Raw genomic sequence first — 19,826 nt, forward strand, 5'->3', positions numbered from 1 at the left:
TCCCTCCCAGCTTTAAAAAGACTGGGTTTCCCACGTACCGAGATTTTCTTATGAAAAGACGGAGCATTTAAAATCTACTACGTCTAATTATTTACATATTTAATTTACAATAATTCCCTATTCCCCATTCCTATTCCCCACAACTTCCCTAACTCTGTAAATTGGTCTACCTTGTGACTCGTGGTAAGTACGCATTAATAACTCAGCCAGCAATCCGAAGCAAAATAGCTGTACCCCAGTTACCAAAAGCAACACCGCTAAAATTAATAAAGGGCGATCGCCAATTTCTTGACCTAAAACTAATTTAGCCCAAGTTAAATAAGTACTCATTGCTCCACCCAAAACCATAAAAATTAAACCCCAAAGTCCGAAAACGTGCATCGGACGGTTGAGGAATTTTTTCATGAAAGCAATGGTGAATAAGTCCATCACGACTCGGAAAGTACGACCCAAACCGTATTTACTGCTACCAAATCTACGTGCGTGGTGGCGGACTGGTACTTCGGTAATTCTCGCACCTTCGATATAGGCTAAGGCTGGTAGAAAGCGGTGCAGTTCTCCGTATAAATTCATATCGGCTACCAATTCGCTACGATAGGCTTTCAGAGAACAACCGTAATCGCGAATGTTGACGCTGGTGACGCGGCGAATTAACCAGTTAGCAATTTTGGAAGGTAATAAGCGAGTTACAGCGGCATCTTGGCGATTTTTACGCCATCCACTAACTAAGTCGTAGCCTTCGTCTAACTTCGCCAATAGCATCGGAATATCAACAGGGTCGTTTTGCAAGTCGGCATCTAAAGTTACAATAGCCCGTCCTCGTGCATGATAAAAACCTGCCGCCATTGCCGCAGTTTGACCGTAATTGCGTCGCAAAATTATGCTTTTCAGGTCAGTGCGCGTTTGTGCTTGGTCTTTAAGCAATTTTACGGAACCATCATTAGAACCGTCATCAACGCAGATAATTTCGTAACTCAAATTACTTTCAATTAAAGTGGATGAAATTGCTTCGAGTAAATGGGGCAAACTTTCCACTTCGTTATGCACTGGTACCACTACCGAAACATCCAGAACAGAAGACATTGCACCTTCTTCCGCCAATCTTTCAGAAACAAACCCATTTCTCATCATTATTAGTTTATCCTTAGCCTTTTAGCCTTTTTGCGGGATGTAACTGCTTACTACCCTTCCTACACCACGTAGCTGTTTATAATATGACCGACTAACCTCGTCTCCCTGTTCCGAAAGACAGTCAATTCCAATACCATTTCGTCCTTTATCTTTGCCAGAACTATGGATATAGCAATTATCTCCCAAATAAAGCCCGACATGAGTAGCTTTTTGAGGAGTTCCAAAAAATATTAAATCGCCTTCCTCTAAAGAGTTTGCTGTACTATTATCTACAGTACAAACTTCTTGCAAAAAAGCTTCTTGCTGATAAGCATCTCTGGGTAAACGAATTCCTACAGAAGCAAACGCCTTTTGCATCAAACCCGAACAATCAAAATTTGGCCCGACAGTACCACCCCAAAGATAGTAATTTGGTTGTTGCATGGCTTTGCGAGTAAAAGCGATAACTTCGGGTATCAGTTGCTTTATTTCCGCTTCCGAAAATGATTTAATTTGCAATGGTTCAACTGCTGGTGATAATGATTTCAGATCGGCGATCGAGAGCCAACCGGGATAATCATCTTCAGATAAGCATACCTGTACCGCAGTTTGATTTGGAGTTTGATTTAAATCTGGCATTGCCCGTAAATATCTGCCTTTCTCGGCTTGAGTGGACAAGTCTTTACATTCGGGAGAATCGTAGATATTCAAATCGGCTTCAGTTACGTATTCAACGTTTGCTTGCAATTCCTCTGGAGACATAAAAAATTGTCAGTAATAACAACGAATTTTAATTCAAAATTGGACGACGACTATGTTTTTTAAACACGACGAACAACTCGAACAACTTGGTAATGGTATTTTAGAGGCAACTCTGGCTCAATTTTCTACTTTAGCTCGTAACCAAATCGCCTTAACCTGGATTATTTACGATCCCCCGGTACCTGTAAATACTGGTGGTGCTTTAACTCCCAATGCTTTTTGGAATCATCAAGTACGTGGTTTTAATTATCGCGGTGGAGAAAGAATTTATCCGGCTTCTGTAATCAAGTTATTTTATTTGCTTGCGGTGCATGAATGGCAGCAAAAAGACATGGTTGGGACTTCGGCAGAGTTAGAGCGAGCCATGCGCGATATGATTATAGATTCGAGCAACGATGCCACTAGCTTAATTGTAGATGTATTAACTGGAACTACTTCTGGCCCAGAATTACCACGAGGGCCATTTGAAACTTGGAAACAGCAGCGTAATATTGTCAACCGTTATTTGCAATCTTTGGGATGGGAAGAATTAGACGCAGTAAACGTTTGTCAGAAAACTTGGGGTGATGGCCCTTACGGAAGAGAGCGGGCATTTTACGGAGAGTTATTAGAAAATCGTAATATGTTAACTACCAATGCGATCGCCCGATTATTGCACGCTATTGTCGGTGGAGTTGCAGTCAGCGCCACACGTTCCCAAGAAATGATGGACGTAATGAAGCGCAGTTTAAATCCTGAAGAGTTACCGAAAGATGCAGAAGAAGATCAAGTAACAGGTTTCTTGGGCGGTAGTCTTCCTCAAGCAGCGAAAATCTGGTCAAAAGCAGGTTGGACTTCTTCGGTACTTCACGACGCAGCTTATATAGAGATACCGGATAAGCGTCCTTATTTATTAGTGGTATTTACAGAAGGAAAAGCAAACGCTCAAAGTCGAGAGATTTTACCCTTTGTTTCTGGGCAGTTTATGGAAGTTGTGAGCGGTATGGATTAGGAGGATGGGGGGATGGGGACAACATAAGTACTTGTGCAAAAATAATTAAACATTTCGTTTAGGGAGGGAGTAGGTTCCGATTTATATAACGACTAAGTAATTATATAAATATTTTTGTGTAACTACTTAGTTATGAGTTAGAAGTTAGAAAGTTTGCTAAGTGAAGGTTGTAATTTAATAGGCAATTATTTACAACATAACCCCGATGTCAGTAAAAGCGATCGGCGGGTGTGTGATGCTATCAACTAATTTCTAAGAAGTTTTACCCAACTTAACGATGACTTGACACCATTAAATAAGCGTTTATCTGTTGTCCATAATTCAATTGATAACCGTTCTGCTAAAGCCAAGTAGTGAGCATCGTAAGTTGCGGGTAATGAATAACGTTGTGCAATCTTAAAAGCCTGCTGATGTAATTGGGCATCTCCATAAAATCTTACTCCGAGATTGACTGCTCGCTTTAAAAGTTCTTCGCCTTCATTTGATGTAATTTGTTGAGCTATTACTGCTCGATGAAATGCATTACAAATCTCATAAACCAGTAAAGTTGGAGCGACAATTGTATATTCTTGTGTTTCCCATTCATCCCATTTTTGTTGGTAAACAGAATCTGGACTACCATCAGTTAAAAAACGTACAATTAAACTAGCATCAACACATACGGTTGCTGTTGTCATGAGTCAGGTTTTTTTCCAAAACAATCACGAAGCATTTCATCTTGTTGAATGCTGCGTTCATCTCTGCTGATGTAAATATATTCTTCTATTGGAGGATTAAATGCTTCTCCTTCTCGCCGTTGATAAATGTTATTCCTTAACTGTTCTCGTTTGTGCTTTTCGGATGAATCAAATTTCTGCTGTTTTAACTTTTCCTCTATAAAATTTTGTTCTTCTGGCGTTAAGGATTGAATAATTAGCAACAAGGATTCAACTAACCGAGTATTCATACATTTGACTAAAGTAATGATCAATAGCACTCTAATAATTCTATACCTTAGCTGGGAGAAAAAAAAAGTCTTCTGGTTTCCTTAATAATCGCTCAGAACCTTCCCCAAGCAGCAAAAATTTGGTTAAAAGCGGATTGGACATCTTAAATCGATCGCGATGATATCCAAGCATACGTGTTATTACTTTGATTGATTCTATAAAAAAGTAATTGGCTATACTTTAATTTCAGAATATTAGTCAAAAGTTCATGATTTTTATAATTGCTTTTGTATTCGCTGCTGTAGGGATAGGGGTTGGTGCTGTTGTAGGTTCTTTCACTGCTCGTGCTGCTAGAGAAAAGGACAGAAAAGCAACTAATCATCACAGACAACTTGCCAATGAATTAACGGATAAATACGCAAATTTAGAAAATAAATATGATGATTTAGCCGATGAGAACAAAAAGCTAATTAATAATTTCAATGAATTAAATCATCAAAGTGAATTAAATCAAGTAGAAAAAGACAATTTACGTTTGGCTGTGCAATTGCAGCAAAATCTCCTAATTTTAATATGGGAGATTGATAAAGAACCTACAACAGATACTTTAAGAAGATTTCAAGCAGCAGTAGAGCTAACAAACCAAGTTATCGAGCAACTACAAGAAGAGTTAATTGTTGTTCCTGATGATTACTATGAAAATCTTTCAACAAAAATCGCGGCTACTAAACCAGTCAACACTGTAAAATCCGACAATGTTTTTAGTAAAAGCATTCTCAGTGTCGATTTAGGTAGAACTACTACAAAAACTTGTGTTAGTCATGAACCGAACGGCGTGGTTTTTATATCTGCCTATGTGAAGCAAATCCCATTTGCACAAATTCGTGAGAATGTTTTTAAACTTACAAGCACAGATCCATTTATGGGTTTGTGGATGGAACATCAAGGTAGAGGTTATGCTGTTGGTCAATTAGCGGCTGACTTAGGGGCAGTAGATTTGGATGTTGGACAATCTAAAGTAGAGGATTCATTAGTAAAAGTATTAGCTGCGGCTGGCTACTTTAAACTCAAAGATGAAATATCTGTAGTAATAAGTTTACCTTTCTTCTCCTCACAACAATTTGACATAGAGAAAGCACAATTAATTAGCATGATTACTGGTCCCCATTTAATGAATTTCCGTGGCGAACCCGTATATTTGAATATTTCTAAAGTATGGGTAATGCCAGAAGGTTATGGTAGTTTGCTCTGGTGTGAATGCCAACCGAAAAGACCGGGTGTTCCCGAATTTACAAAAACTTCTGTAGCTATTGTTGATATTGGTTATGAAAACACCAGTATGCTAATGATGCATAATTTCCGGTTTGTTAGAAATGCTTCTAAAAGCGAACAGTTTGGTACAAGCAAGTTTTATCTACTGTTGGCTTCTGAAATAGAAGGTGCTGATAGTCAATCTTTAGACTTCATTGCAGCTGTTCACAAACCTAAAGGCGAACGCTTCTATATGCCTGAAGGTGCTATTAAGCCTACCAATTTAGATGATTTCCTTCCTAACCTTATAGAAATGTTTTCCCGTGAAATATGCTCCCGTGTCCTCGCTTGGTTGCCAGAGCAGGTAACAGATATAATTATTACAGGTGGAGATGGAGAATACTTTTGGGAAGATGTTCAACGTCTATTGAAAGAAGCTAAAATCAATGCCCACTTAGCTGCACCCTCTCGTCAAGCCAATGCTTTAGGACAATATCTTTACGGTGAAGCACATATTCGTGCAGCTCTTCAAGAAGTTCACGACGAGGAGTGAAGACGCATTCATTTTACTACTAACGACCTTAGATTTTATTTATATATTTGATATCCAGATGCAGTGCAAAATATTCGCTTTAACCAAGCTTATATTCAGTCCATTTTAATGGACTTCTGCTATTAGACTGGGACTTGCAGTCCCAGACGGGTTAAGTTTTTTCTGACCATTTTACGTCTTGTAAACCTCCTCAATGCCCAATGCCCCACGCCCAATTTCCCATGCCCCATATTTAAACTTCAAGTTCAAACTTTTGTTGATTTTTTGATTCAACGGTTTACCAAGTGAATGCTGCTGCGATCGGTAATTATTCAGGTAAAATACAAGCTCTTATATCAATATCATCTAGAATTACTATAGAAACAGCCTCATTGAAGTTGCTTTTCTAGTTTTTTTAAGCTTTATAAACCCTAATGACACTCCAAAATATTGACAATCCTTTTAAATCGCTCAAGTTTCGTTATTTGGTGCTGCGCTTTTTACTTTTGTCCCTAATTATTGGCTTTCTGTTAAATTTTTTGGCAGCAAATGGCGGTTTAAAGTTAAATCCGCAAGACTCATTAATAACAATCTATATCAGCCTGTTTGTTTTAGTTTGCTTGTGGACACTAAAAGACTTCGGGCGCTTGAGAGCTAAACTTAAGTATGTAGTAGGCGATTTTCCGACAAACTATAATTGGTTGCGGTTAGCGTGGTTGGTTCCACTGGCTATAATCTTTTCTATCAGTGCCTTCTTTGTGTTGTTCTACTTAGTCTCATTAGCAGCACCTTCCTTTGTTGAACAACTTCTACGCAATGTTGCTAACAGTCCATCTGTTGAAAGTTCTAACTCTTTTGCATCTAATTTGCTGGTGAGTTTAGCATTTTGTATAGTAGCGCCAATAACAGAGGAATTTATCTTTAGAGGAGTTATATTACAACGTTGGGCTACCAAATGGGGAATCCGTGCGGGGTTATTGTCATCATCTTTGCTTTTCGGTTTTTTACATCCCCAAAATCCCATTGGATTGACGTTACTCGGAATCATTTTAGGGGCGCTTTATATCAAAACCCATTCTCTAATTGTGCCAATCACTTTTCATGCATTAAATAACATTATAGCTGTGTTGCCGCAACTTTTACCCCGTACATCGACTTCCACACCAGCACTGACACTGCAAACCGTACAATCTTCTTGGTGGATTGGTATTATACTAATGGCAATTTCCTTGCCTTTATTATTACGCTTTCTTTGGAGAAACTGGCCTCACAAAGATACAATCATTCCTTATTTAAACAACGCCAAAAAAGAAAGACGAACAGTTTGAAGCCCCATGCCCATTCCCAATTTTTAAACTTTCTTCGGAAACACATAACGTGTAGCCCAAATTGTAAAAAACGGTAAGAAAATCAGATGAACTAATAAAACTGATAAAGCTATTCCAGTAACTTTCCAATTTTCTCGTAATATTACTGTCAAGCTATTTACAGTATCGGCACCGAACAAAGTACCAACAATAACTTGACTGTTAACTCCGAGAAATAAGAATAGGGCAAATAAGCTGGTAAATATTACGTTCCAACGTAAATCTAAATGAGGTTTTCCAATAGCTACTAATAATTGAGATGCAGCATCTGCAAAAGGTCTGGGAATTGCTGATAAACAAATTATGATTAAAATTGGGATAGCGGGTATCCATTGTTCGCCAAAAACAATAGGAACGTAGAAAGGAGCTAAACTAGATTGTAATAAGACAAAAGGAACAATTATTAGACCAATAGTTCTAATACTGTGAAAATAGCGATGTTTAAATTCAATCCACTGTGTACGAGCTTCGCATAAATGAGGCAGCATCACCGAACTAATTGCATTGATGATACTTAAACTAATTCCTAAACCAGCGTTGAAACCAAAAAAGTAGATTCCTAACTCTTCAATACCTACAAAACGGCCAACTATTAAATAATCTAAGTTATTTCTTAATGTTTTTAGCAATCCAACACCAAGAATATTTTTTCCAAAACTTAATATCTCGTCCCAATATAAAGTTGTAAATCCTTCTTTAGGTCGCCAAGAATGATATTTGTAATATATGATGATTTCTAAGGGCGCAACCAAAACTATTGGCAGAGCAAATGACCATACCCCCATACCCATGAAGGCAAATACTGCTGTCAATATACCAGTGAGAGAATATTGAACCACGTCGGTAAATGCTATTACTTTAAAACGATTTTCTCTTTGAATTAAAGTTTTTTGAATACCGTGAACAGGCCAAATTACATAAGCTATTCCACTTACAATAATTGGGAAAATAATCTCTTTGCTGTTATAAGATGCAGCGATAGGGAATGCAGCAAGAGCCTGAATCATAAATAAACTGGCAAAAATTAGCCAGTTCAACCAAAAAGCAGAACTACATAGTGTCGGTAGTTCTTTCTCGTCAGCTTGAATAATCTTTGCGCCGATACCTACATCCGCAAAAGTAATTGCAAACTCGCGCACGGCAAGAATAATCGCTCCCAAACCGTAATCATAGGGAGTTAAATATCTCGCCGTGATTGCTACTAATCCTAAGCGTAGAACTCTATACAAAACCTCAGCTATACCTAGCCAGCCAAGATTACGAATGAACTGGCTAGATACTTTTTTCTTGATGTACCTGGTAATTGGGTTTAAGGAAGTCACAATTTGTGTTAAAGGGAATTTATTAAATTTTGATGTTTCGATAATCGGCTTGAAGCGATTATTTAAGACTCCATAGTGTTGGAAACTAAACCTAATACGCGATTGCGTCCGGCTTCCAATTCGTCCAATGCTGTTGAAAGTGAAGGACGAACCGTTTTACCGAGTCCGACAACCATCAAAATTCCATCGGCATGGGTAGCTAAAATACTGGTGTCTAAACGTCCCAAAATATGAGGAGTATCGTACACCACTAAATCAAAATCAGCTTGCGATCGCCTGACAAAATTTTGCATCCTTGGTGAGGAGAAAAGCTTTGCAGGATTGCGCGGTATCTCTCCTGCGGTAATTACAAATAAGTTTTCTTCTTCATGAGACTGTCCAAGTACATCGTTCAAATCTAAACCGTGAGAAAGTATTTCACTTAGCCCCTGAGTATTTATCAAGCCTAAACTGTGATGCACTTGAGGGTTTTGTAAATCAGCATCTACCAACAGCACCCGTAAACCAGCTTCTGCGGCAGTTTTGGCAAAAGTTGTGGCGACGGTAGTTTTACCTTCTCCCGGATTAGCCGATGTAATTACTAACGAAGAAATAGCAGTTTCTTCTTTCAAAGCTTGAATTCTGGTATACAAAGAGTAAAAAGCTTGCGTATAGGGAGAAGCTCCGTAGTCTTTACTTCTAATATTCTTAGCTTTGGAAAGTAAGCGTTCGTCAATTTCTGGCGCATAAACCAATTCCCGATCGGCAGGAGGTAGTAGCAACAATTCTTTTAAGTAGGGAATTGTTGCTAATAACGGTAGTTTCGCGGTTCGTTTAACTTCTCGTGAATCGTGAAAAACATTCTGGGCATTTTCTAGAAGAAAAGCAGCTAAGACACCTAAGAGTAAACCTCCCGCTCCTCCTAAAATAATATTCATCTTACCTTTAGAAGCATCTGCTATAAATTGTCCGCTCTTATCTTGCGGCAGCCTTGGAGGCATAATCAATTCCCAAGGAACTTCCTGCTGTGCGGCATCGACTCGCAACGCTTCTTGTTTGCCTAAAAGCTGCTTAAGAGTATCGCTAGCAACCTGTAATTCCCGTTCCAAATTCGCATATCTACCAGCAATTACTGGATATTTTTGGATTTGTTCGTTTAATTCAACCAAAGCAGCATCGGTAGCTTTCACGCTCGCTTCTAATAGCTGAATCTGATTCGCAGTGTCAGCCATCTTTTGAATTAAATCGCGGCGCACCGAGTTTTGATAAGTTCCAACTTGGCTGTTAAGTAAATTGTCAGGAACGTTATTACCTAAAGCTAATTGTGCTTCCCGTTGTAATAGAGGTAATAAATTCTGACGTTGCCGTCTTAGAGAAATCATTACCGGGTTAGCATCACTCAAACGTACCGACTCTGTAGCAATAGTCGCTTCTACTTCTCGAACCCGCTTAAGTATATCTTGATAGTTCGGTGATTCGCTCAACGCTGAAGCTGCGATCGCAGCCGAAGGGGACATTCCCAACTGACTTTCTAGTGAAGAGTAAAGTGACTTAGCTTCTGCAAGATTTTTACTGGCTTCTACTTTTGCAGCTTGAAGCTGATCAACTCTTTCAAGCAGTTGTTTTCCCTGAAGTTCGGGATTAAATAGGCTATAGCTCTGCTGAAACCTCTGCAAATCTCCTTGCAGGGTATCTACTCGCAATCGCAATTTAGGAATTTGTTGTTCTACAAATTTGATTCCCTGACGTAAATTCGTTTGCTGTTGTTCGAGACTGTACTTGCGATAAGCTTGAGATACTTTATCCAATACAAACATAACTTTCTGAGGATTAGAATCTTTGTAGCGAATTTCTATAACTCTAGATTCAATTTCACCCTGAGAAAGACGGCTAATGTGGAGTTCACCTTCTTTGACGCTGCTAGGTACTTTACCAGCTTTACCACCTCCAACTAACTTGCCGTAGGTAACTCCTGGATATTTGTCTTGAATTTCATCAACTACAGGTTCTATGATTTTCGGACTTTTTAAAACTTCTACCAAAGCCTGATAATCTAGAGCCGTATTGTTTTGTCTGGTAATTTTATTTACATCTTGTTGAAGAGTTTGAGATAGTAAAACCAGCAGTTCGCTTTCTGAATTGGTTAAAGGCTCAACTAGTAATTGAAACTTTCCTTCATACTTAGGAGTACGAGTAGAACCCCACACAGCAGCGGCTGTGGTTGCTATCAAAGCTACGCTAATAATCAAAGCTGCTCGACGACGCAACATCGAGAAAATTTGACCAAAACCAATAGTTTCTTCTTCAACATTTTGAGGTCTTCTTAATAACCAGTATGGTTCTTTAGATAAAGATTTGGTTTCGTTCAAAGGCTGCAAATCTTGTTTTCTTGCTGGCACTTGTGTTTCCATTCAAAATCCATTTAAAACAATTTAATATACAGTGTCGGTCAAAAAATAAGTTGTAAATAACTTTTTGCCAATTAAGAAGTGATATTGTTAGAATACATTTCATTGGAAGTATCAAAAACTACTAATAATTAGTACTAGTATTTATATTTCTCCATGAATGCAAAGTTTACAGTATTTGCATATTACTACATCTCAATATTTTCTCTCATCTGCTGCGACATATCTTTTTTGAAAATTAATAAACTTGACAACATCCTCAACATATCTCGTTTGATTGGCAATGGAATCCGATTAATAAAAACTTTACTGAAATAAAACTAGCCGATGAAGATTAAGTAAAACCTCAGCGAATTACGATGGCGAAAATAGTAAAAACACGCATAATTATTTTTATAATTTATTCAGTAAATCTGAAATGTTCTAGATGCACTGAAACTTCAAATAGGTTCAATATATGTTTTACAAGCTTTTTATCTATTAAGATGTACATAAAACATGAAGTAATTAAACAATCAAATAACGATTGCATAAAGCAAAATTCCTCTATTGACAAAATCAAATACTTGGTTCATTAATAAAAAAACTTCATCAGTTATTTCGCTTAAAAGAATGATGCAGTTTAACAATACCTTTAAACTAATGGTATTTTATTTCATGAAAAATTAATATTTTCGGAGAATATATTTGGTATGCCGAAATTGCCAAAGCTAGCCGAACAAATATTTGTTGTATTCACTCTTTTTCTTTCTACAAGTGCCTTAATACCCGTACTTATAGAAGGAGGTAGTGGAAGTATAGGTAGCGACTCGTACAGTCCTAAATTTTTTATGCTTATCTATACTATTACTTTCTTGTTGATAGTGAAGCATCAGAAACATTTTGTACGTGCTGCACAGAAAGATATTTGGATCTGGTTATTCTTAGGAATAGTTATAGCGTCAATCTTATGGACTTTTGCACCTGACGTTACTCCACGACGTAGCATACTGCTTTTAGGGACAAGCGTGTTCGCCGTCTATATGGCAATGCGTTTCACCTTGAGAGAGCAACTACAGTTATTAGCTTGTGCATTAGGCATAGTAATTGTACTGAGTTGTATGTTTGCAATAGGACTACCAAAATATGGATTGATGACCGTTCAAGAAGGAGGGATTCACGCGGGTGCTTGGCGGGGAATAATGACTCACAAAAATATTTTGGGTCGATTGATGGTTTTCAGCAGCATGGTGTTTTTGTTTGTTGCCATGAGCAATCCCATTCAAAACCGTAGATATCGGTGGCTTCCCTGGGCAGGCTATGTTCTTTCTATCGCTTTAATCGTACTCTGTACTTCTAAATCGGCTTTAGTAATTTGTCTATCTTTAACAATTATTCTGCCTCTCTACAGAAGTTGGCGACGCAATTACAACCAGCTAATACCTTTGATGATTGCATTGATACTTGTAGTTGGAAGTATATCTACTCTGTTATTAGATAACTTGCCTGTTGTCGCAGATGCATTAGGAAGGGATTTAACTCTAACTGGACGAACCGATATATGGAGTGCAATGTTCGATCTAATCTGGGAACGTCCTTGGTTAGGCTATGGATTTAATGCTGTCTGGAGGGATTGGGACAGTGAAATAACTGCTTACCTTTGGCGCACTCTGGCATGGGAATGTCCTTACGGACATAACGGCTTTATGGATTTATTAGCAGAATTGGGTTTTGCAGGCTTCTCAGTATTTTTATTGAGTTTTATCAATACCTTTTTTAAAGGAGTAATGTGGTTGCGAATTACTCGATGTATAGAAGGTGCTTGGCCTTTAATGTATTTAACTTTTTTAGTTATGTACAACATCAGTGAAAGCACTTTAGTCGAAACTAACAGTATTTTTTGGATAGTATACGTTTCTACCGTTTTTTCTCTAGCCATAGAGTATCAACAAGCTAAAAGTTATCAATATAATAATTCTTCTTTGATAGACGAAGAATGGATGAATATAAAATCATTTACCAAACAGCAATAATAATATTAATTAAGACAAAGTAAATATGAAAATTACTTTAGTATGCCATGACATTCCGTATCCTGCTATTCATGGTGGAAGGATAGATATGTGGCGAAGAATAAAAGCTTTTTCTCAAATTGGTGTTGAATTACAACTTATATGCTGGTTTGATAAAATTCCGCAGCGTGAAGAAGTTGCTGAAATTAAAAAGTATGTTGACTCTACATATTTTATTCCGTTTAAACACGATCTATGTTCCAAGGGTTACAGACTTTTAAACTTGCTTCGCTACCCTCTAGAAGTTACTTCTAGACTTGTAGTCGGAGAACAATTAGAACGTTTAGTTTCTCAAGTTCGTGCGTTTAAACCTCATCTTGTTTGGCTAGATGGCATTCACGGTGGAGATGTTGCGTCTAAACTAAGCCATCACTTCGATATACCCATAGTGACTCGCTGCCATAACATTGAGCATCTGTATTATCAACGATTATTTACTTCAGCAATAGGTACAAGTAAAGTCAAAAGATATTTATCAGTTTCTCATTTAGAAACATATGAGAAATCATTATTAAAAGATAGTCTTGTGTTTTATGATATTTCGGCAGAAGATTTAAAATTCTGGAAATCGCATGGCTTTAAAAATGGACGCTATTTACCTCCTTTAATGGAATTTTATCAATCTCACAAGCAAGATGAATTTCAGCAAAAGATTGATGTAAATCGTCAGTATGATGTTGTTTTTTTAGGCAACCTATATTCTAATAATAATGTAGCTGGTATTATTTGGTTTTTAACTCAAGTTCTGCCTGAAGTTCGCACTCATTTACCCAACATTAAAGTATTAATTGCTGGGGCAAAACCGATAAATAAAATTAAACAGCTATGTGAAGAAATTGACGGTGTAGATTTAAGCATCAATCCGCCTTCCTCAACTGAAATTTATAATTCCGGGCGCGTTTTAATCAATCCTGTTTTAACGGGTAGCGGAGTTAGTATCAAATCATTGGAAATGCTGATGGCTGGTAAACCTATTGTTTCCACACCTCAAGGAATAGCAGGCTTACCTCTTTCAGTTAGACAGTATTTCAAAATTGCTTCAGACAAACAATCTTTTGCATCAGCAATTGTTAATTTACTTTGCAACTCTCACGAAATTCACATCGAACCAAAACTACTCGAATCATTATTCGGAACTCAAGTGGTACAAGAAGTTGTGTCGGATATCAGGTCATTAATCTAATTTAATTCTAATTTTTTGATGAAAATTTTATACTTAACAACTGTTCTTCCAAGTGGAAGAAGAACTGGTGGTGAAATTGCATCTCAATGCTTTATTAACGCTTTAAAACAATGCGGACATGAAGTATTGGTTGTGGGATATCAGCGTCCTGACGATACCAAACCTAAAAATGATCATGAAGTTGTAGTTGAAAAACGATACATAGAAACACAGAAATCAAAATTCTATCCATTTTTATGGATGGTTCTGAGTTTATTGAAAAAACTTCCTTATTCAGCAGCCAAATATTATTCTAAAAAATACTTAGCAAAAGTCAAAAGTATTTTATATAGAGATGACTACAATACTGTGATAATTGACCATGCTCAATTAGGTTGGTTATTGCCTTTGCTATCTCAAAAGACTAAAGTAATATTTATTGCTCATAACTTGGAACATCAACTGTATGAAGCACAGTTAAAAAATGCCCAAAAATATGTATCAAAATACATATACAAAAGAGAAACTCGTTTGATAAAAGAGATGGAGGATAATTTAGCTGCTTCATCAAAACAAGTATGGACGCTAACATCTCACGATTCCAACTACTTTTATAATCAAAACCTTTGCAGTAAAGTGTTTCATCTGCCTTCGATTCGGACTGTACCACCAAAAAAATCTGCAATTAAGCACTGCGATATTGGAATCATTGGTAGCTGGACTTGGAAAGCTAATAAGTATGGTTTGGAATGGTTTTTCCAAGTAGTTTATCCCTATTTACCTAAAAACATATCGATTCACGTTGCTGGATCTGGTGCCGAGTGGTTAGCTCAACAATATCCAAATGTAAAATATTGCGGTTTTGTCCCAGATGCACAAGCATTTATGGCATCAGCTAAAGTTATCGCGATTCCTTCAATTAGTGGTGGTGGAATTCAGATAAAGACTCTAGATGCGATTACTTCAGGAAGTCCAATAGTCGCTACAACTGTTGCAATGCGCGGAATATTAGACTATCCGTCTGCGATTGAAATAGCCGACGAACCTGAATATTTTGCTCGCAGTCTAATGCAGCTATTAGCTTTAGACGATCGCTACGGTGTATCCGAGGTTGAACGCACAAAGCTTCTTGACAGCAGGCTTACATGGTCTGTACTTAGAAGAGAAAATTTCTATCGCAGTATAGTTCGTGCGATCGACTCGATTGAATCAAATGATTTAGCATACAACGTCAATCTACCTGTCAACAAAAGCAGATAAAAATCAAACAACTATGCTGCTTAACTCTCACATTATGCAACTTTTATATCGATTAAAACGTAGTATATTCAAGCCTTTAATACGGAGTATTTGGAGGCTGTTATACAATATTCCTCAAATCGTTATAAACTCGGTAAAATCGAAAGAAAAGATTTTCAACGGCTTAATATTTGGTTTAATTTGTATAAATTTAAGTTTTTTCTCTTCCCAATTTATAACGAGCTTTCAAGGTAATACTTCTGTAGCAGCTACTACCATTGTGCCTCCTTTATCCGCACAAAAATCCCAGATTATTGATAGTAGGGGTAAAGTAGTTTTACTACAGGGTATCAATTGGTTTGGTATGGAAGTTAGCACCCATGCACCTCATGGTTTATGGGTAAGAGACTATAAGCAAATGCTGGCTCATATCAAAAGCTTGGGCTATAACTTAATTCGCTTACCTTATTCAGTGGAAGCGATGAAATCTTCACACATTTATGGTATTGATTATTCTATCGGTGTAAACAAAGAACTTCAGGGAAAAACTCCTTTAGAAGTAATGGATTTAATCATCCAAGAAGCACGCAAACAGGGATTACTAATCTTATTAGATAGTCATTGTCTAAAAGATGGGATTATTTCCGAAGTATGGTATGGAGATGGTTTTACAGAAAAGGATTGGATCGATACCTGGACTCTTTTGGCAAAACGTTATAAAGATCAACCTAACGTTATTGGTGCAGATTTGAAAAACGAACCCCACGGGCGTGCAAGCTGGGGAACCAATGATACATCTACCGACTGGCGTTTAGCCGTTCAAAAAGCTGGTGACAAAATTCTTGAAGTCAATCCTGACTGGTTGATTGTAGTAGAGGGAATAGAGAAAAACGTACCCAACCAAAAACAGCATGGTTACTTTTGGGGTGCGAATCTAGAAGGTGTTCGTGAATATCCCGTACATCTTAAAAACCAGCGTAAGCTAGTGTATTCTCCCCACGAATACGGTGGGGAGAAAGTCTCTTGGTTTCAAGATTCAGCTTTTCCCAATAATCTTTACAAGCGTTGGGAAATAGGATTTAACTACATTAATACAAAGCGTATCGCTCCCATTCTCGTTGGTGAATTCGGGGGGTATCACGTTGACAGTAAATCCAAAGAAGGTATTTGGCAACGAAAGTTTGTAGATTATATTGCCTCTAACAAACTTAGCTTTGCTTATTGGTGTTGGAATCCAAATAGTAAAGGTACTGGAGGTGTATTACAAGATGACTGGCAAACGGTAAATGATTCAAAACAAGCACTTTTGAACAAGATATTGCCTTAATAAGGGAAACAAAGAAAGAAACTTTTTTCCCGTTTCTAGTTGCCTCACCCTAGAAATAATTTCTGGAATCAAATTTTCAAACAATTATAGATAAAACCTGATTACAACCATGTTAAAAACTGCCGCTCACAAATGGAATTTTCAACCGAAAGTTAATTCTAACATTCAAAAGGCTTATATTAAGTCTCATAAACAACCCCGTATTTTAATAGTGTCAATGCGGGGTTTTCAGTCCGAAGCTTTTCGTTCGGCAGAATATGAATTTGAAGATGTTATTAACAGTTTTGATTACGCCGATTTACTTTCACCAAACTATGTACCTAGTTTAAAATCCCAAATAAAAAAAAAGGTCGCTAACTGTACGGGTTTAGCTTTAAATAAAAGCAACCTTTTGCGCTCTGGCTGTGAAGAATTAGTCATAGATAAAGAATACGATTTAATATTTTTTATTTGCCAACACTTTTGGGATTTAACCTGTATTAATAATATTAAAGGATGGCGCGATAAATGTAAAAAAGCAGTGCTATGGATAGATGAAATTTGGGCAAAAGAACTCGAAGATCGCAAAACCGAGCTTTGTTTCAAATTAGCCAAAGATTTCGACTATATATATACCACTCAGAGTGAAAGTGTAAATGCAATAAGTCAATTAGTGCAACGTCCTTGCTATAGTTTGCCTTATGCCGTCGATGCTGTAAAGTTTTGTCCTTATCCACAAGTTCCTCAAAGACATATCGATGTTTACAGCGTTGGTAGGCGATCGCCAATGATGCATAATTCTTTACTAAAATTAACGGAACGCGATAACTTCCTGTATCTATACGATACCCTCAAAGGTTTGGAAATGAGGAATTATCGAGAACATCGAACTTTATACAGTAATTTAATCAAAAGGAGTCGTTATTTTATTGCTAATAAAGCGAAGTTTGATAGTGGCAATCAAACCGGAACTCAACAAGAGTTAGGTTCGCGTTTTTTTGAAGGAGCCGCAGGAGGAGCAGTAATGATTGGAATACCGCCAGTGTGCGAAACTTATACTAAACATTTTGACTGGGCTGATGCTGTAATTGAAGTAAATAATACTACTGATATAGCAGATATAATCGCGGAATTGAATACACAACCAGAAAGGTTAGTGAAAATACGTAAAGACAATACGATCAACTCATTACTGAGGCATGATTGGGTATATCGTTGGGAAGAAATTTTAAATAAAGTCGGATTAGATAATACTCCTGAAATGTTAATTAGAAAAAGCTATTTAAAGAATTTAGCTAAAATGGTTTCGATAGGATAAAAATTTGGTTTGATTTGTGGAGGTAGGGAATAGAAAAATTTGAGAAAAAAGATTTATACTTCACTTTTAAAACTCTTCTATTGAATTATAGAAGAGTTTCTAGTTATATAAATTCGGTCAACCGATAGAGATGTACGGCTAAACTGATGAAGGTTAATGGTTAAGAACGATACTTCTCAAACATCCTCTTAGATTGCAGATGAGCCTCTCCAGAGGAGACTTATAACAATTCCAGAACAAAAATCCGTCAATGTTTAGTTTGACGGAAAAATATCTCTCTCCTTTGTGGTGTCTGCCCGCTTCGCTAACATCAGTTTAACAGGACAAAAACCTATCCCATCAACTTCTGCTCGCCAACTTCAAGCAAAATCACTGTATTGAATTTGAACTAATATTTATCTATTAAAATAGTTTGCTCGGTTTGCTTAGAATTCTTATTCAGATACAAGTTGAGTTTTTGCCTCATAATTAATAAGAAAAAAGGAATATCATCGAGTAAATATCTTTTCCATAACCTTTTCGGTTCGCATAAAAGCCTAAATAACCACTCTAAACCTATTTCACTCATCCATTTAGGCGCTCTTTTAACATTTCCTGCTTCAAAATCAATAGTTGCTCCTAATGCCATGAATATTTTAATAAATTTAAAATCATCCTTATACTTGTAGAGCCATTTTTCTTGTTTTGGGGCACCCAATCCGATCACTAAGACTGTAGCGTCTGAATTATTGATCATATCTACTATATGCCGACATTCTGCTTGATCTTTTTCAAAACCGAAAGGTGGAGAATAAGAGTCAACAACAATATTTCTTCCTACTTTATGATTAATCTTTTTTTGCGCTTTGCTAGCTACACCTTGAGCCGCACCCAGTAAGAAAATTTTAATATCCTTATTGTTTCTATGGTAGTTACAAAAAGCAGGTAATAAGTCGGAACCAGATATTTTCTCTTTGATTGGTGTTCCTAAAAATTTCGATGCATACATGATTATTTGACTATCGCAAACTTTATAATTACCGATACTATAAGATTGAACAAACTCGGAGTCTCTTTGAAGCTTGATAAGATGATCTACATTTGGTGTAAATACTACTCCCGATTTTAAGTTATCTAACAATTCTTGTTTAGACCAATTATCTATTTCTAAGTTTAAAATATTAATCTTGTTCATGATAGTTTTTAGTAAATATGATAACTATTTGTGTATTTTTGCATGGAACGTGTTTGTTGAACTAATGGTTTTTCAACTCCAAACTTGTGAAGTAATAAAGTAAATATCATCTTTATTAATCTAATTTAAAACGCCTATAAAGATAGTACGCCTGTAACATAAAGTCAAAAAGTTTTTTCATAAAGTAAAAGTTGAATTTATCTGATAACTAATTTTATAAAGACTTTCGACCTAGAAAATCTTTATATTAGTTAAAACAGCAATTTGACCTGTATTTATTAATGCAAAATAACTTATTTAATAAGAAAGGTTAAGTTATTTTTTGTGGTAATATCGACTGCTCAGTCTGTGTTGACGGTAATAATACTCGGTAATATTATCTTTTCCTTAATCCTTACTATTCTGATAATAAATGAAGATATCATGGAAAGCTAAATTACAATTGCAACTTTACTTATATTTCATAATTAACAAACAGAAAAAAGAACAATTACGGTTGCTGAAAAAATTTACTTTGTATAAAAATTATAGCTTTAACTCTATACTTAAGTATATGTTTCATATGTTTTTTTAATAAAGAGTTAATTAATATTTTTTGTAGCTTGAATTAAAACCTATGCACTTAATATCCGGGTTATTACTTGTGTATATCAACTACATTTTTATTCTCATAACATATAGTAGTATGCAAGAGAATTGTCCTAAAATTTACAGATGATCAAATTAATTTATGAACATAATATTTGCCAATATTATTACGTTATTAGAAATACGAGTATCTTAAACAATTTACGGATTCGTATAATTTCTTATTAGATAGTTATCTTATGTATTGATTTTATGAAATTGAATTATTTTTTAATTGTTGAAGCTTTAAACTGGCTGATTTTCTCCTGCAAAAAGCTTAAAATTATATAAAACAAATCTC

Annotated in this window: 15 protein-coding genes; 8 read left to right on the top strand and 7 right to left on the bottom strand. The window is 36.5% G+C overall.

Annotated elements, in window-relative coordinates; genetic code table 11:
• Window positions 1-117: 117 nt before the first annotated feature.
• Both ACM03V_RS25700 and ACM03V_RS25705 read right to left on the bottom strand, forming a co-directional pair.
• The gene (locus ACM03V_RS25700) at window positions 118-1,128 is read right to left on the bottom strand and encodes a glycosyltransferase family 2 protein (protein WP_414623697.1); all 1,011 of its coding nucleotides are present in this window, start codon (window positions 1,126-1,128) and stop codon (window positions 118-120) included.
• Between the two features lie 24 nt (window positions 1,129-1,152).
• The gene (locus tag ACM03V_RS25705) at window positions 1,153-1,872 is read right to left on the bottom strand and encodes a C40 family peptidase (protein WP_414623642.1); all 720 of its coding nucleotides are present in this window, start codon (window positions 1,870-1,872) and stop codon (window positions 1,153-1,155) included.
• 52 nt (window positions 1,873-1,924) lie between these two features.
• Between ACM03V_RS25705 and ACM03V_RS25710 the strand changes: the two genes are divergently transcribed.
• A complete protein-coding gene (locus ACM03V_RS25710; protein WP_414623643.1) occupies window positions 1,925-2,863 on the top strand; it encodes a serine hydrolase in 939 nt (312 codons plus the stop codon).
• A 245-nt stretch (window positions 2,864-3,108) separates the two neighbouring features.
• Here the strand turns inward: ACM03V_RS25710 and ACM03V_RS25715 are convergent, their stop codons facing one another.
• Together ACM03V_RS25715 and ACM03V_RS25720 are read right to left on the bottom strand one after the other, a co-directional pair.
• Complete coding sequence (locus ACM03V_RS25715; RefSeq protein WP_414623644.1) at window positions 3,109-3,540, bottom strand: type II toxin-antitoxin system VapC family toxin; 432 nt, start codon at window positions 3,538-3,540, stop codon at window positions 3,109-3,111.
• Entirely contained in the window at window positions 3,537-3,809 is a 273-nt protein-coding gene (locus tag ACM03V_RS25720) for a hypothetical protein (RefSeq protein ID WP_414623645.1), read from the bottom strand. The genes ACM03V_RS25715 and ACM03V_RS25720 overlap by 4 nt, the downstream gene beginning before the upstream one ends.
• Before the next feature lie 695 nt (window positions 3,810-4,504).
• Between ACM03V_RS25720 and ACM03V_RS25725 the strand changes: the two genes are divergently transcribed.
• A complete protein-coding gene (locus ACM03V_RS25725; protein ID WP_414623698.1) occupies window positions 4,505-5,593 on the top strand; it encodes a ParM/StbA family protein in 1,089 nt (362 codons plus the stop codon).
• Between the two features lie 413 nt (window positions 5,594-6,006).
• Entirely contained in the window at window positions 6,007-6,900 is an 894-nt protein-coding gene (locus tag ACM03V_RS25730; protein WP_414623646.1) for a lysostaphin resistance A-like protein, read from the top strand.
• 23 nt (window positions 6,901-6,923) lie between these two features.
• Here the strand turns inward: ACM03V_RS25730 and ACM03V_RS25735 are convergent, their stop codons facing one another.
• Both ACM03V_RS25735 and ACM03V_RS25740 read right to left on the bottom strand, forming a co-directional pair.
• On the bottom strand, window positions 6,924-8,261 hold the full coding sequence (locus ACM03V_RS25735) for a lipopolysaccharide biosynthesis protein (protein ID WP_414623647.1): 1,338 nt from the start codon (window positions 8,259-8,261) through the stop codon (window positions 6,924-6,926).
• A 62-nt stretch (window positions 8,262-8,323) separates the two neighbouring features.
• Window positions 8,324-10,651 (bottom strand): GumC family protein, encoded by a 2,328-nt coding sequence (locus ACM03V_RS25740; protein ID WP_414623648.1) that lies wholly within the window; start codon window positions 10,649-10,651, stop codon window positions 8,324-8,326.
• 689 nt (window positions 10,652-11,340) lie between these two features.
• Here ACM03V_RS25740 and ACM03V_RS25745 point away from each other — a divergent pair.
• The 5 genes from ACM03V_RS25745 to ACM03V_RS25765 all read left to right on the top strand — a co-directional run bounded on the left by ACM03V_RS25745 (window position 11,341) and on the right by ACM03V_RS25765 (window position 17,724).
• Window positions 11,341-12,660, top strand: coding sequence for an O-antigen ligase family protein (locus ACM03V_RS25745; protein ID WP_414623649.1), 1,320 nt, complete (start codon window positions 11,341-11,343; stop codon window positions 12,658-12,660).
• Between the two features lie 25 nt (window positions 12,661-12,685).
• Entirely contained in the window at window positions 12,686-13,882 is a 1,197-nt protein-coding gene (locus ACM03V_RS25750; protein WP_414623650.1) for a glycosyltransferase, read from the top strand.
• Between the two features lie 18 nt (window positions 13,883-13,900).
• Complete coding sequence (locus ACM03V_RS25755; RefSeq protein ID WP_414623651.1) at window positions 13,901-15,121, top strand: glycosyltransferase family 4 protein; 1,221 nt, start codon at window positions 13,901-13,903, stop codon at window positions 15,119-15,121.
• A gap of 34 nt (window positions 15,122-15,155) precedes the next feature.
• Window positions 15,156-16,427: a glycoside hydrolase family 5 protein gene (locus tag ACM03V_RS25760; RefSeq protein ID WP_414623652.1), complete on the top strand. Its 1,272-nt coding sequence runs from the start codon at window positions 15,156-15,158 to the stop codon at window positions 16,425-16,427.
• A gap of 109 nt (window positions 16,428-16,536) precedes the next feature.
• Entirely contained in the window at window positions 16,537-17,724 is a 1,188-nt protein-coding gene (locus tag ACM03V_RS25765) for a glycosyltransferase family protein (RefSeq protein ID WP_414623653.1), read from the top strand.
• 388 nt (window positions 17,725-18,112) lie between these two features.
• Here ACM03V_RS25765 and ACM03V_RS25770 read toward each other — a convergent pair whose 3' ends face one another.
• Window positions 18,113-18,898, bottom strand: coding sequence for a WecB/TagA/CpsF family glycosyltransferase (locus ACM03V_RS25770; RefSeq protein ID WP_414623654.1), 786 nt, complete (start codon window positions 18,896-18,898; stop codon window positions 18,113-18,115).
• Window positions 18,899-19,826 lie beyond the last annotated feature (928 nt).

Source organism: Calothrix sp. CCY 0018 (assembly GCF_963920925.1).
Classification (GTDB): domain Bacteria; phylum Cyanobacteriota; class Cyanobacteriia; order Cyanobacteriales; family Nostocaceae; genus Rivularia.

Coding starts and splice junctions, on each gene's coding strand:
- ACM03V_RS25715 (WP_414623644.1), bottom strand. CDS start 3,540: ATGACAACAGCAACCGTATGTGTTGATGCTAGTTTAATTGTACGTTTT.
- ACM03V_RS25750 (WP_414623650.1), top strand. CDS start 12,686: ATGAAAATTACTTTAGTATGCCATGACATTCCGTATCCTGCTATTCAT.
- ACM03V_RS25705 (WP_414623642.1), bottom strand. CDS start 1,872: ATGTCTCCAGAGGAATTGCAAGCAAACGTTGAATACGTAACTGAAGCC.
- ACM03V_RS25710 (WP_414623643.1), top strand. CDS start 1,925: ATGTTTTTTAAACACGACGAACAACTCGAACAACTTGGTAATGGTATT.
- ACM03V_RS25755 (WP_414623651.1), top strand. CDS start 13,901: ATGAAAATTTTATACTTAACAACTGTTCTTCCAAGTGGAAGAAGAACT.
- ACM03V_RS25720 (WP_414623645.1), bottom strand. CDS start 3,809: ATGAATACTCGGTTAGTTGAATCCTTGTTGCTAATTATTCAATCCTTA.
- ACM03V_RS25765 (WP_414623653.1), top strand. CDS start 16,537: ATGTTAAAAACTGCCGCTCACAAATGGAATTTTCAACCGAAAGTTAAT.
- ACM03V_RS25700 (WP_414623697.1), bottom strand. CDS start 1,128: ATGAGAAATGGGTTTGTTTCTGAAAGATTGGCGGAAGAAGGTGCAATG.
- ACM03V_RS25745 (WP_414623649.1), top strand. CDS start 11,341: ATGCCGAAATTGCCAAAGCTAGCCGAACAAATATTTGTTGTATTCACT.
- ACM03V_RS25770 (WP_414623654.1), bottom strand. CDS start 18,898: ATGAACAAGATTAATATTTTAAACTTAGAAATAGATAATTGGTCTAAA.
- ACM03V_RS25740 (WP_414623648.1), bottom strand. CDS start 10,651: ATGGAAACACAAGTGCCAGCAAGAAAACAAGATTTGCAGCCTTTGAAC.
- ACM03V_RS25730 (WP_414623646.1), top strand. CDS start 6,007: ATGACACTCCAAAATATTGACAATCCTTTTAAATCGCTCAAGTTTCGT.
- ACM03V_RS25760 (WP_414623652.1), top strand. CDS start 15,156: ATGCAACTTTTATATCGATTAAAACGTAGTATATTCAAGCCTTTAATA.